13 protein-coding genes and 1 tRNA gene are annotated in these 12,055 nt (G+C 60.7%); 6 read left to right on the top strand and 8 right to left on the bottom strand.

Going from position 1 to position 12,055, the window contains the following annotated elements; all coding sequences use genetic code 11:
- The first annotated feature begins 147 nt into the window (after positions 1 to 147).
- Positions 148 to 221 (top strand) — tRNA-Gly (locus tag BFN10_RS06175).
- A 409-nt stretch (positions 222 to 630) separates the two neighbouring features.
- Here the strand turns inward: BFN10_RS06175 and BFN10_RS06170 are convergent.
- Positions 631 to 1,800, bottom strand: a complete 1,170-nt coding sequence (locus BFN10_RS06170) for an MFS transporter (RefSeq protein ID WP_071488918.1) — start codon at positions 1,798 to 1,800, stop codon at positions 631 to 633.
- The gene (locus BFN10_RS06165) at positions 1,797 to 2,960 is read right to left on the bottom strand and encodes an MFS transporter (RefSeq protein ID WP_071488917.1); all 1,164 of its coding nucleotides are present in this window, start codon (positions 2,958 to 2,960) and stop codon (positions 1,797 to 1,799) included. Before BFN10_RS06165 ends, BFN10_RS06170 begins: the two co-directional genes overlap by 4 nt.
- A 95-nt stretch (positions 2,961 to 3,055) precedes the next feature.
- Here BFN10_RS06165 and BFN10_RS06160 point away from each other — a divergent pair, with 95 nt between their 5' ends.
- The 5 genes from BFN10_RS06160 to BFN10_RS06140 all read left to right on the top strand — a co-directional run bounded on the left by BFN10_RS06160 (position 3,056) and on the right by BFN10_RS06140 (position 5,831).
- Positions 3,056 to 3,949: a LysR family transcriptional regulator gene (locus BFN10_RS06160; RefSeq protein ID WP_071488916.1), complete on the top strand. Its 894-nt coding sequence runs from the start codon at positions 3,056 to 3,058 to the stop codon at positions 3,947 to 3,949.
- A 168-nt stretch (positions 3,950 to 4,117) separates the two neighbouring features.
- On the top strand, positions 4,118 to 4,300 hold the full coding sequence (locus tag BFN10_RS06155; protein ID WP_003189411.1) for a type II toxin-antitoxin system HicA family toxin: 183 nt from the start codon (positions 4,118 to 4,120) through the stop codon (positions 4,298 to 4,300).
- Between the two features lie 22 nt (positions 4,301 to 4,322).
- Entirely contained in the window at positions 4,323 to 4,733 is a 411-nt protein-coding gene (locus BFN10_RS06150) for a type II toxin-antitoxin system HicB family antitoxin (protein ID WP_071488915.1), read from the top strand.
- 90 nt (positions 4,734 to 4,823) lie between these two features.
- Positions 4,824 to 5,324, top strand: coding sequence for a methylated-DNA--[protein]-cysteine S-methyltransferase (locus tag BFN10_RS06145; protein WP_071488914.1), 501 nt, complete (start codon positions 4,824 to 4,826; stop codon positions 5,322 to 5,324).
- An 81-nt stretch (positions 5,325 to 5,405) separates the two neighbouring features.
- Positions 5,406 to 5,831 (top strand): low affinity iron permease family protein, encoded by a 426-nt coding sequence (locus tag BFN10_RS06140; protein ID WP_071488913.1) that lies wholly within the window; start codon positions 5,406 to 5,408, stop codon positions 5,829 to 5,831.
- A 55-nt stretch (positions 5,832 to 5,886) separates the two neighbouring features.
- On the opposite strand, the gene BFN10_RS06135 is transcribed toward BFN10_RS06140, so the two are convergent.
- The 6 genes from BFN10_RS06135 to BFN10_RS06110 all read right to left on the bottom strand — a co-directional run bounded on the left by BFN10_RS06135 (position 5,887) and on the right by BFN10_RS06110 (position 11,773).
- A complete protein-coding gene (locus BFN10_RS06135) occupies positions 5,887 to 6,414 on the bottom strand; it encodes a DUF4142 domain-containing protein (protein ID WP_071488912.1) in 528 nt (175 codons plus the stop codon).
- A 164-nt stretch (positions 6,415 to 6,578) separates the two neighbouring features.
- Positions 6,579 to 7,910 (bottom strand): MFS transporter, encoded by a 1,332-nt coding sequence (locus BFN10_RS06130; RefSeq protein WP_071488911.1) that lies wholly within the window; start codon positions 7,908 to 7,910, stop codon positions 6,579 to 6,581.
- A 59-nt stretch (positions 7,911 to 7,969) separates the two neighbouring features.
- Positions 7,970 to 8,911, bottom strand: coding sequence for a hydroxymethylglutaryl-CoA lyase (locus BFN10_RS06125; protein ID WP_071488910.1), 942 nt, complete (start codon positions 8,909 to 8,911; stop codon positions 7,970 to 7,972).
- On the bottom strand, positions 8,908 to 10,101 hold the full coding sequence (locus BFN10_RS06120) for a CaiB/BaiF CoA transferase family protein (RefSeq protein ID WP_071488909.1): 1,194 nt from the start codon (positions 10,099 to 10,101) through the stop codon (positions 8,908 to 8,910). The genes BFN10_RS06125 and BFN10_RS06120 overlap by 4 nt, the downstream gene beginning before the upstream one ends.
- Before the next feature lie 89 nt (positions 10,102 to 10,190).
- Positions 10,191 to 11,099 (bottom strand): LysR family transcriptional regulator, encoded by a 909-nt coding sequence (locus BFN10_RS06115; protein WP_071488908.1) that lies wholly within the window; start codon positions 11,097 to 11,099, stop codon positions 10,191 to 10,193.
- The gene (locus tag BFN10_RS06110; RefSeq protein ID WP_071488907.1) at positions 11,099 to 11,773 is read right to left on the bottom strand and encodes an NAD(P)H-binding protein; all 675 of its coding nucleotides are present in this window, start codon (positions 11,771 to 11,773) and stop codon (positions 11,099 to 11,101) included. The genes BFN10_RS06115 and BFN10_RS06110 overlap by 1 nt, the downstream gene beginning before the upstream one ends.
- Positions 11,774 to 12,055 lie beyond the last annotated feature (282 nt).

The raw sequence follows: 12,055 nt of genomic DNA, 5'->3' as shown, positions 1-12,055 counted from the left end.
AACGTCGCGCTCTTGAGTCTTTCGCGAGCAAGCTCGCTCCTACAATGGGTTCGCTTGTCGATGTGTGAGACATCTGTAACCCACACATATTTTTGAAGAAAAACTTCAAATTCCGACGAACTTCTGGTACAAAGTCAGCCGCTCTGAGCGGGTATAGTTTAATGGTAGAACAGTAGCTTCCCAAGCTTCCGACGAGGGTTCGATTCCCTCTACCCGCTCCACTCGGATTCTCGTTCCGCGTCAGGTTGTCTCTGACGAGGGATGCAAAAAAACCGGTCCTTTGGTGGCCGGTTTTTTTTATGCGTTGAATTTGATGGGAGGGTGGCAACTGCACGCAGGCGAGTGAACCGGGTAGCTTTCGGGATACCGGCACACTTTAGGATGTGTTGCGTGCAGTTGCCATCGAGCATCTAGCGGCTGACAAACCATAAATAGCCTCCCCATGGTGTACAACCCAACGCGTTCCGATGAGCGTGTAGGCAACTTCGCAAGATCAGACTTCAGCGGTCAACGCGTATATGCACATTGTGTTTTTCGGCTTTCCTCCCCCGTGGTATGGGCGGCCTGGAGTCTGTACAAGGCGTTGGCTCCTGGAGCAACGCCGCCCAAGCTGGACATACCGCCAGACACTCAATCGCTTGAGTGAATCCCCCGCTGCACCACCCACGCCAACGGCAACGTCACCCCCAACATCCCGGCCAGCAGCATTACCGCCACCGTCACGCCCAGCGCATCCCCCACCCCGCCGAACACCACCGGCGCCAGTGCCCCGCCACCAATCGTGCCGGTGTAGAACACGGCGAACGCCTGTTCGCGTTTCTCTGCTGGTGCCAGATCGGGCACCGCACCGTACAACACCGAAGACGTGCCGTTGAGCACCAGCCCCAGCACCGGCAACATCACCATCAACCCGCTCAGCGGCAGGTACACCGCCGCCACGATCAGCAGTGCCGTGCTGCCCTCCGTCAACCACACCGTCTTCATCATGCCGATGCGTGCGCCCAGGTAGCCGCAGAATAATTTGCCGAACGCGCCGCCAATAAACAGCAGGGTCAGGGCCAGGCCAATACCGGCGGTGCCGGCCCCCTTGGCCTGCAGCAGAAACGGCAGGAAGGTGAGAAAGCCCATGCGTACGGCGCTGTCGAGGGTGCCGGTGAGGATCAGTGCGCGCAGGCCGGTGACGGAGCCTGTTCCGGTGGAGGGTCTGGCTTTTTTGGTCGAGGACGCTTCGGATGTTTGCGCAGGAATAAGCCACCACAGCAACCCCGCCGCCGCCAACCCCAGCACCCCCAGCAACGTGGCACTGGCGCGCCAACTGATCAGCGTGAGCAACAGGCCGACCAGACCGGGGATCAGGGTTTTGCCGATGTCGCCGGAGAAGTTGTACTGGGACAACGCCTGCTTGATTCCGCCACCGTCTTCGTAGGCATCGCTGATCATCGAAGACGCCAGCGGGTGTTGGCTACTGGCCCCGAGCCCACCGAGCAGCAGCGCCAGCAATAGCATCACCAGCCCGGTGGCCTGGCCCACCAACAGGTAAGCCGTGCCGGCGAGCGCGGTTCCGCCGACCAGCATCGGCACTCGGCCCCAGCGTTTTGCGGCGCGGCTGGCCATGAGCTGGAACACCGCCATCATCCCGGAATAGGCACCGCGCAACAGCCCGACCTGGGCGTAGGACAAGGCGAACTGTGTTTGCCAGATCGGCAGCAGCACGTAGATGACATCGGTCAGGCCATCATGCACGGCGTGGGCGCTGCAGCCGGCGATCAGCGTGCGACGGCGGGGTGGGATGGCATTCATGGCGTCGGGATCAGTTGAGGTTTGGCGGGCCTCCAGCCGGTCAGGGCGATCAGCAAGGTCAACACCTGGAAGGTGATAATCAGCGCCACACACCCGGCCCAGCCCCAGCGTTCCCAGATCAATGCCGGGACAATGGCGCCGCAACTGCCGCCCAGGTAGTAACACGTCAGGTACACCCCCACAGCGCCTGCTTTATTGTCACGGGCCGTCGCCGTGGTGAACGCGTTGGCCGCCGACTGCGCGAGGAATACGCCGGTAGAACTGAGAGCCAGGCCCACCACGATGCACCACAAGGAAGGCACCAGCGTCAGCGCCGAGCCGCTGATGCCCAGCAGCGCAGCCACACTCAGCAGTTCAGCGTGGGGCCGGGATTTGCTGAGGCGCCCGGCGATGGGGATCACGATCAGCGCCAGCAAAAACACCATATACAGCGTGCCCAATGCCGCAGGCCCCAGGCTGAAGGGCGGTAATCCAAGGTACAAACCTGCGTAGGTAAACGCTGCGACCTGTGAGAACAACACACAAAATCCTACGGCGTAGGCAGCCAGCAAGGGCTTGCTAAAAACCGCCGAGAACGAGGGTTGAACCTTCTCAGAGCGCACACGACTCATCGGCAACAGAAACTGGATAAACCCACCCACCATCAGGCTCAGCACCGCCAGCCATTCAAAGGCTTCGCGCCAGCCGACATATTCAGTCACGACGCCGGTGATGAAACGCCCGGCGAACCCACCCAGCACGGTCCCTGCCACATACAGGCTGGTGACTTCCGTCAGCGTACCGCCACGCCAGCGGTCGCCGATATACGCCACGCTGGTGGCGAATATCACCGGGATCAACATCCCCGCCACCCACCGCCACACCAACACTTCGGCAAAGCTGTCGGCCCAGGCGGTCATCAGTGACGGCAGCGCCAACAGCAAAGCCGCTGCGCTGATCACCGTGCGTGGTTCGAAGCGCCCGGTCAGGCGGCTGACAAACGGCGCAGTGATCGCCACCGCCAGCGTCGTCACGGTGATGCTCCACCCCGCCGCCTTGGCGCTGATGTGAAACTGCGTAGCAAATGTCTGGAGAATGCTCTGTGTGGCATACAGGTTGAGGAACGCCGCGCAGCCACACAGGAACAGAGCAAGACGGGCACAATGCAGGCGCGGTTTCATGAAACCTCTCGTTTTATTTTGTGAGGTCTTTATAGAATGGCCGGCAGGTCTTGAACCAATACCGATTTCGGACCGATCGATACCCAAGGACCAGGATGCTCGACCTACGCAAGCTGCGTTACTTTCTGACCGTCGCCGAAGAATTGCACTTCGGCCGCGCAGCTATTCGCCTGCACCTGGCGCAACCGCCGCTGACGCGACAGATCTCGGCGCTGGAAACCGAGCTGGGCTTCAAGCTGTTCGACCGCACCAGCCGCACGGTCACCCTCACCGCGCAAGGCCGCTCATTCCTGCCCTATGCACGCGGCGTACTGGAGCAGGTGGAATTGGCACAGGTAATCGCCGGCAAACTCGCGGCAGGTACGGCCGGGCAACTGGCGTTAGGCTATGTCAGCTCGATCGCACTGTCGGACCTGTTCAGCCAGGCGATCCAGGCGTTTGCCCAACGCTTTCCCGATGTGCAATTGACCCTGGTGGAATGCGCCTCGGGCAGCCTGGGTGCGCAGGTGGCAGATGGGCGGCTGGATATCGGCCTGAGTCGCCTGTTGCCCCAAGGCGAAGCGGTGCAAGCGCTGTCCCTGGGTGAAGAACGTCTGGTGGCCGCTGTGTCCAGCGACAGCCCGCTGGCCAATCAACCCAACGTCAGCCTGGCGCAGCTCACTGCCTACCCGTTGATTCTGTTTCCAGCGGATTATGGCTCGGGGCTCAACCAGTCCATCGAACAGCTTTACCGGCACCACGGCCAGCCGTTACGCCCAGGCCCGACCGGGCGGCAGATCACCTCGATCATTGCGCTGGTGGCCGCCGGGCAAGGCGTGGCGTTGGTGCCGGCCTGTACGCAGAGCCTGATGAATAAAGGCGTGACGTACAGGCCGTTGGTGGAAGCGGATGCGTGTGCACAACTGTTGGTACTGACCCGGAAAGAATCAAAAAGTGTACTGGTTGATGCGTTTCTCGCAGTCATTGCACAGACGCTAAAGGTCCGGTAAGGCCGCTGCAAAACCTCGCAATACCTCCTTGCGGCGCCATTCCGCCGCGCTCATACACTCTCTTGACCACCTGCCAAAACGCCGGTCATCGACCACTGGTAGGTAGAGTGTTGATAATTTCATTTCAGTGGTTATAGTCACCACCATCACACACCACAAGGAGGTGTTGTGGATAGCCGATATTTGATAGGTCACATCGTTGCGGACGGTTGGTATCTGGTACGCATCAGAGGCAGCCATCACCACTTCAAGCACCCGACAAAACCGGGGCTGGTGACGATTCCCCATCCAAAGAAGGACCTGTTGGACAAGACCGCCAAGAGCATTTTGAAACAGGCTCTGCTGAGTTAACCGTCCGTGGAGGACAACAGACATGCTTTACCCGATTGCAATTTCAACCGGCGACGACGACCACGCCTGGGGCGTGGAAGTCCCGGATATTCCCGGCTGCTACTCCGCCGGCGATGACCTGGACGACGCCATGGCCATGGCCCGCGAAGCCATTGAAGGACACTTCGAGATCCTGGCGGAAGACGGTGCACCGATTCCCAGCGCGCAAAAGGTCACCTTGCACGCCGCCAACCCTCAATATGCAGGTTGCACCTGGGCGGTGGTGGACATTGATGTCACCAAGTACCTGGGCAAGGCGCAGAAGCTGAACATCACGCTGCCTGGTTATCTGCTGAACCGCATCGATGAATATGTGCTGCACCACCCGGAAGAAAAAAGCCGTTCCGGCTTTCTGGCTTCAGCGGCACTTAAAGTGTTACAGCAGGACCACTGAACAAACCGAATTCAATCGCAAGAAACGTAGTTTTCAGTTGGGCGGCGTGGTCTAGATTCAACGCTACCCCGCCTACCCAGGAGCCCGCTCATGTCCTACGAATACAAGCTCATGCCTTCGCCTGTCGGCGTACTCACCCTCGTGGCGCGTGCTGGCAAGCTCAGTGCCATCCTCTGGGCAGAAGAACGCGCCAACCGCGTGCGCCTGGGTGAACTGCACGAGGCCAATGACAGCCCGGTGTTGCTGGAGACCGAACGCCAGTTGCACGAGTACTTTGCCGGCAACCGCAAACAGTTCGAGCTTGAGCTGGACTTTACCGGCACCGATTTTCAGAAGCAGGTCTGGCAGGCGCTGCTCACCATTCCTTTTGGCGAAACCCGCAGCTACAGCCAAATTGCCCAGCAGATCGGTAATCCTAAAGCCGTTCGCGCAGTGGGCGCGGCCAATGGACGTAACCCGATTTCGATCATTGCGCCGTGCCATCGGGTCATTGGCGCGTCGGGCGGCTTGACCGGATTTGCCGGAGGGTTGAAAGCCAAGCAATATTTGCTCGCGCTTGAAGGGACTGGCCAGGTCGAATTGGCGTTTTAAGAAGCGTCGGTCAAATGTAAAAAGAAATTTCAAAGATTCCCTGCGGTCCATAACTTCATCACCCTTCCAAGGAAAACGGTCATGAAATTCTCCGCAGTCTCCCAATCCCTGTCCCGCTGGGCCGGCAGCCCGCGCACGTTCTACGCGGCAGTGGCGCTGATCCTGGCGTGGAGCTTGAGCGGGCCGTATTTCCACTACAACGACACCTGGCAACTGATCATCAATACCTCGACCACCATCATCACCTTCTTGATGGTGTTCCTGATCCAGAACACGCAGAACCGCGATAACGACATCCTGCATATCAAGATCGACGAGCTACTGCGTGTGTCCAAGGATGCACAGAATGCGGTACTTAGCCTGGATGGGCTGGATCGCAAGGAACTGGAAAAACTGCGCCAGGAATATCGCAGCATCGGCAACGCCGGCACGGTAAGCCTGAACAGCGGTTGTGGTCATGCCGCCGACGATGCGGCAGCGACCAAGACCGATTTGAACCAGGCATGAAAAAACGGCGGTTGGAGAAGATCCAGCCGCCGTTTTTTCAGTTCAGGAGACAGGCTCAACCGTCGCCTTGATGACCTTTGCCATAGGTCGACGCCAATTCACGGGCTTTTTGCAGACGCTCTTCCAGCTTGGGCAGCGTCTCATCGACCAGGGCTTTGATTTCCGGCACATCCGACGCCGCACCTTCCTGCTTGAACAGGGCGATGGCGTCTTCGTTTTCCTTCACTTGCTGCGCAGTGTAGGCCGCATCGAAGGAGTCGCCGTCCTTGAGTTCGGGCATCAGGGTTTCGGCTTTATCGACAATCTTTTCGCGCGGTGCCACGGGCAGGTCGAGCTTCTTGGCGATGGCCGCCAGGTGCTGGTTGGCCAGGGTGCGCTCGTTGATCACCTCGATGGTGTAGTCCTTGATTTCCTGGGACGAGGTCTTGGCGTGGGCCATGCGGCTGGTTTCGATATCGGCCATGCCTTTGGCCGAAGCCTGCTCGATGAATTCAGCAGGCGACTGGGCGAAAGCATTGCTGGCGCCGAGGCCCAGCAGCATCGCGAAACTGGCGGTGCGTAACCGGATAGCCATGCGGCTCATGATGGGTTCCTCCAGGGCAAAAATAGGGGCGGGGAATACACCCCGCCCTCATTTCGAATTTTGAGGGCGGTAAAGGTTTAGAAAAAACTTGTCAGTGCGACGAACGGTCATCACCGAATCAGGCGGGCTTGTCACCGTTGCAGTGTTCGCCCTCAATGGGCCGATCAGCCTTTATCGAGGGTGCGCAACTTCTGCGGCAGCCCCCACAGCAACAGCGCCGCCGCCAACAGCGCGCACACACCGATCACGTAAAGCGCCGGGGTGGTGCTGCCGGTGAGGTCCTTGATCCGCCCCACCATCACCGGGCTGACAATGCCGCCGAACTGCCCGAGGGTATTGATCACCGCAATGCCTCCCGCCGCGCCTGCACCGGCGCCGGCCAGCAACTTGGGTGGCAGGGTCCAGAAGGTCGGGATCGAGGCGATGATACCCGCGCCCAACATGCCCAAGGCGATGATCAGGAAGGTGGTGTGGTCGGCAAAAATCCCGGCACTGAAAAAGCCTATCGCCCCCAGCACCACCAGGCCGCAGACAAACTTGCGCCGCTCGCCGGTGGCATCCGACAGCCGCCCGATTACCACCATGCTGATGGCGCCGCACACATAAGGAATCGCCGTGAGCAGGCCGATCATCACCGGGCTCTGGGTGCCGGCGCTGCGGATCAATTGCGGCGCCCAGAAGTTGAGGCCGTAGGACGCCACCTGGATCAGGAAGTAGATAAAACCGAGCATCAGGAACCCGGGGATGCGGATCGCCGACAGCAGCGAACCGCCGTGCTGGTTCGGCTCGTGCTTGGCGATACGGCTTGCCAGCAACGTCTTCTCCGCCGCCGTCAGCCAGTGGGCGTCTTCGATGCGATCCTTGAGCAAGGTCAGCACCAGCAAACCCAGGCCGATACACGGCAAGCCGCCGAGCAGGAACAGCCAGTGCCAGCCGCGCATCTGCAACACGCCGTCGAGGTGTTCCAACACCAGGCCGGAGAACGGTGCGCCCACCAGGCCCGCAAACGCCGAGGCCAGGAACAACATCGAGGTGATGCGCCCACGGAAATGCTGCGGGAACCATAAGGTCAGGTAATACAGCACGCCTGGCGCAAAACCCGCCTCCATCGCGCCGATGATGAAGCGCAGGCCGTAGAACTGCCACTCGGCCGTGACAAACACCATGGCCGCCGTCGCCAGCCCCCACGACATCATGATCCGCGCAATCCAGCGCCGAGCGCCGACCTTGTACAGCATCATGTTGCTCGGCACCTCGAAGATCACATACCCCACCACGAACAACCCGGCGCCCAGGCCATAGGCGGTGTCGCTCAGGCTCAGGTCAGCCTGCAACTGGAACTTGGCGAAGCTGATGTTGATCCGGTCAAAAAACGCGAACAGGTAGCACACCATGATCAGCGGCATCAGGCGCCAGGCGACCTTGCTGACCAGGGCTTTTTCTGCATCGATTTCAGCGGCCGGGCGCGCGCCGGCCTCCAACGTATTAGTGCTCATGGTTTCTCTCCAGCGGGCTGCTCACAGGCGCCCGATTGTTTTTGTTGTCTGGTGCGGCGTTACAGCGTTGCGATATACGCCGGGGGGAGATGCAGGTCGCAATTGCGTCCGGCCTTGGCTACCTGGCCGGGCAACTCGTGTCCAAGCAAAGCGGGAAGACGGCGGGACATATTCAGCAGATGCGGCAGGTCGATGCCGGTGTGAATCCCGACTTCATCACACAGGTTGACCAAATCTTCAGTGCAGATATTGCCCGACGCCCCCGGTGCAAACGGGCAGCCCCCCAAGCCACCCAGCGCCGCGTCAAAACGACGGGCGCCAGCCTCATAGGCGGCCAGCACGTTGCACAAGCCCAGGCCGCGCGTGTTGTGGAAATGCAGGGTCAGATTGCTGGCGGACACACGCTCCAGCACGCGTTTGACCAGGCGCGTCACTTGACGCGGATTGGCCATGCCGGTGGTGTCCGCCAAGCTGATGCCCTGGATGCCCAGTGCCTGATAAGCCTCGACAATCTGCAGAACACGGTCTTCATCGATCTTGCCCTCGAACGGGCAACCGAAGGTGGTGGCAATGCTGCCGTTAAGCCTCACCGGGTAGTCGCGGGCAAAACTGACGATGTCATCAAACGCCGCCAACGACGCCTCGCAGCGCATGCGCATATTGGCCAGGTTGTGGGTCTGGCTGGCGGACATCACCAGGTTCAGTTCATCGGCACGGGACTCGATGGCGCGCTGGGCGCCCTTGAGGTTGGGGATCAGCGCCACGTAGATCACACCCGGCTTACGGTCGATGCCCTGGAACACCTGTTCGCCATCACGCAACGCCGGGATGGCCTTGGGCGACACGAATGAACCGGCTTCGATCCGTGAGAAACCGGCGAGGGAAAGCTGATCGATCAAGGCGATCTTGTCCGCTGTTTCGACCCAGGTCGGTTCGATTTGCAGGCCATCGCGCGGGGAGACTTCCTGCACGATCAGCGGGTCGCAATAGTCTGAAATCATTGCACCACTCCCGAGGTTTTCAGGCGTTGGATATCGGCACCGGCCAGGCCCAGGCTGCCAAGAATTTCGTCGGTGTGCTGACCCAGGGTCGGGCCTTGCCAGTTCACGCCTCCGGGGGTTTCCGACAGTTTGGGTACGATGCCCGGCATCTTCACCGATACACCGCCGGGCAGCTCGGCATTGAGCAACATCTCACGCGCCTGGTAATGCGGGTCGCTGACGATATCCGCCACGGAGTAGATGCGTCCGGCCGGCACTTCGGCGGCTTCCAGGGCGCTGAGCACCTGCTCGATGGGCAGGCTGCTGGTCCAGTGGGTAATCGCGGCGTCGAGCAAACTGCTCTTGGCGGCGCGGCCATCGTTGTGGGCGAACGCGGGCGCTTCGGCCAGGTCGGCGCGGCCGATAGTGTGCATCAGGCGCTTGTAGATCGGGTCGCTGTTGCCGGCGATCACCACGTAGGCCCCGTCGGCGGTCAGGTAGGTGTTGGACGGCGCAATGCCCGGCAAGGCGCCGCCGCTGCGTTCACGCACATGGCCGAGCATGTCGTATTCCGGCACCAGGCTTTCCATCAGGTTGAACACGCTTTCGGCCAGAGACACATCGACAATCTGCCCATCGCCCTGGCCGGTCTTGACCCGCAGCAGCGACATCAGTGCGCCGATCACGCCGTGCAGTGAAGCCAACGAATCCCCCAGGCTCACGCCGACCCGCGCCGGTGGCGAGTCCGGGTTGCCGGTGGTGTAGCGGATGCCGCCCATGGCTTCGCCGATGGCGCCGAAACCCGGACGGTCGCGATACGGGCCGGTCTGGCCATAGCCGGAGATACGCACCAGGGTCAGCTTGGGGTTGAGAGCGTGCAGCACGTCCCAGCCGAGGCCGAGCTTTTCCAGGCCGCCGGGGCGCAGGTTTTCGATGAGCACGTCGGCGTCGCCGAGCAATTGCTTGATCAGGTCCAGGCCCTCCGGCGACTTGAGGTCCAGCGCCAGGGACTTCTTGTTGCGCGATTGCAGGTACCACCACAGCGACGTGCCTTCGTGCAGCTTTCGCCATTTGCGAAGTGGGTCGCCCTGGCCCATGGCTTCGATCTTGATCACCTCGGCGCCAAACTCGGCCATCAGCCGGGCGGCGAACGGCGCGGCAATCAGGGTGCCGATCTCGATCACCTTGATACCGCTCAGGGGAGCCGTCATGGGGTGTACCTCTTATTCTTGGAATGTGCGGCCAAGACTAGAGGGCCGATGCAGGAGAAATCCAACCGTCAGTTGGCAAACAGCGTTCGCTAAACGCGAACGCTCAAATAATCGAACAACAATCGACTGACCGGTGACAGCTGGGTTTCATCGCGCACCACCAGGATCAGGCTGCGATCCGACCAATCGTCCGTCAGCGGTACGGCATGCAAACCCAGTGCGCGACCAAATAATTCATAGGCTTTCTGCGGCAGGATGCCGATGCCCATATTGGCCTGCACCATCCGGCACATCGCATCAAACCCCGGCACGTGAATGCGCAGGCGCAGCAGCTTGCCCGCCTCGCGTGCAGCCGCGTGGGTGCGCATATTGATGGAGCTGGCGGCGTGCAGGCCGACATAGTCGCTGTCGAGGGTTTCGGCGAACGCCAGGCTTTCGCGGCTCGCCAGTGGGTGATCCTTCGGCATCAGCACCACCAGTTTGTCGTGGCGATAGGTCACGCTGGGCAGGCCTTTGGTGTCGGTGTCACTGGAGCAGATCCCCAGGTCCGCGACGCCATCCAGTACGCCCTGCACCACGCCTTTGCTGGGGCGTTCTTCCAGATCGGTTTTGACTGCGGGGTGCAGTTTGGAAAAGTCCCGCAGGTCTTCCGGCAGGAACTCAATGATCGCCGACAGATTGGCCAGCATCCGCACATAGCCGCGCACGCCATGACTGTGTTCGCCCAGTTCCAGGCCCATCTTCTCGACGTTGAACAGCATCTGCCGCGCATGGTGCAGCAGGGTTTCACCGGCGGCCGTCAGGTCCATGCCCTTGGCCCGCCGCACGAACAGGCTCACGCCCAGCACCTGCTCCAGTTCCATCAAGCGCTTGCTGGCGGCGGACACGGCGATGGCTTCGCGGTTGGCAGCACGGGTCAGCGTGCCTTCCTCGAAAACCGCGACGAACAACTGCAGCGTGATCAGGTCCAGCCGACGCACCAGACTCTTGTGCAGCATCAGCGACGCTCGCTGGCCAGCCGGTTGATCCCGGCCTGTTCCACCACCGGCTGCGGCGCGCCGTGGCTGGCCGCCTGCAACATGGCCCGGCCCACCGTCTCGGTAGTCACCACCCAACCCGGTTTCAGCCGCCGTACAAACGACAGCAACGGCCCAAGCACGGAATAAAACCACTGATACAACGGCGTCTTCGAGCGCACGCCATGCAGCGGCTGGATCACCCCCGGCCGAAACACATACACCGCCTTGAACGGCAGGCGCAGCAAGGCGTTCTCGGTCTTGCCCTTGACCCGTGCCCACATCGACTTGCCCGCCTCGGAACTGTCGGTACCGGCGCCGGACACATAGATAAAGGTCATCTGCGGATTGAGCCGCGCCAGGGTGCTGGCGGCGACCAGGGTGAGGTCGTAGGTGAGGTGGGTGTACCTGGTTTCATTCATGCCCGCCGATGAAACGCCGAGGCAGAAGAAACACGCATCAAAGCCTTGCAACAGGTTTTCCAGGGGTTGGAAATCCAGCATATCGCTGTGCAACACCTGGTGCAGCTTGCCGTGTTCCTGGGTCAGGGGCGTGCGACCGACGGCGACCACTTCCTGCACGTCGGCGGCCAGCAGGCACTCCCGCAGCACGCCCTGGCCGACCATGCCGGTGGCACCGAATAACAGAACTCTCATCCACTACTCCCTTCATCCCGCTGGTTTTGACTACCTGAGAGACAGGTCTTCAGAGGCTATCGTCACATTAGGCCCTTGCACTACCACCTTACTCAATATGGTGACAGGTGACTTCATCAAATCGTACGACGCCTCTGGGTATAGCTCGAAACACCACGATAAAAAACGCCTTGATCTCGTTACCCATTCAGTGCAGATGAATACACGCCATTGAAAATGGTAGGAAGTTACACACATCAAAATATCCGCCGACTGTCACCTCAAAAAGAAAGTCCTGACTTA

The organism is Pseudomonas extremorientalis, from assembly GCF_001870465.1.
Taxonomy (GTDB): domain Bacteria; phylum Pseudomonadota; class Gammaproteobacteria; order Pseudomonadales; family Pseudomonadaceae; genus Aquipseudomonas; species Aquipseudomonas extremorientalis.
Note: the sequence above shows the minus strand (reverse complement) of the source record. Positions and strands in the feature narration are given on the sequence as shown.

Coding starts and splice junctions, on each gene's coding strand:
- BFN10_RS06110 (WP_071488907.1), bottom strand. CDS start 11,773: ATGAGAGTTCTGTTATTCGGTGCCACCGGCATGGTCGGCCAGGGCGTG.
- BFN10_RS06170 (WP_071488918.1), bottom strand. CDS start 1,800: ATGAATGCCATCCCACCCCGCCGTCGCACGCTGATCGCCGGCTGCAGC.
- BFN10_RS06140 (WP_071488913.1), top strand. CDS start 5,406: ATGAAATTCTCCGCAGTCTCCCAATCCCTGTCCCGCTGGGCCGGCAGC.
- BFN10_RS06165 (WP_071488917.1), bottom strand. CDS start 2,960: ATGAAACCGCGCCTGCATTGTGCCCGTCTTGCTCTGTTCCTGTGTGGC.
- BFN10_RS06120 (WP_071488909.1), bottom strand. CDS start 10,101: ATGACGGCTCCCCTGAGCGGTATCAAGGTGATCGAGATCGGCACCCTG.
- BFN10_RS06125 (WP_071488910.1), bottom strand. CDS start 8,911: ATGATTTCAGACTATTGCGACCCGCTGATCGTGCAGGAAGTCTCCCCG.
- BFN10_RS06145 (WP_071488914.1), top strand. CDS start 4,824: ATGTCCTACGAATACAAGCTCATGCCTTCGCCTGTCGGCGTACTCACC.
- BFN10_RS06115 (WP_071488908.1), bottom strand. CDS start 11,099: ATGCTGCACAAGAGTCTGGTGCGTCGGCTGGACCTGATCACGCTGCAG.
- BFN10_RS06150 (WP_071488915.1), top strand. CDS start 4,323: ATGCTTTACCCGATTGCAATTTCAACCGGCGACGACGACCACGCCTGG.
- BFN10_RS06160 (WP_071488916.1), top strand. CDS start 3,056: ATGCTCGACCTACGCAAGCTGCGTTACTTTCTGACCGTCGCCGAAGAA.
- BFN10_RS06130 (WP_071488911.1), bottom strand. CDS start 7,910: ATGAGCACTAATACGTTGGAGGCCGGCGCGCGCCCGGCCGCTGAAATC.
- BFN10_RS06135 (WP_071488912.1), bottom strand. CDS start 6,414: ATGAGCCGCATGGCTATCCGGTTACGCACCGCCAGTTTCGCGATGCTG.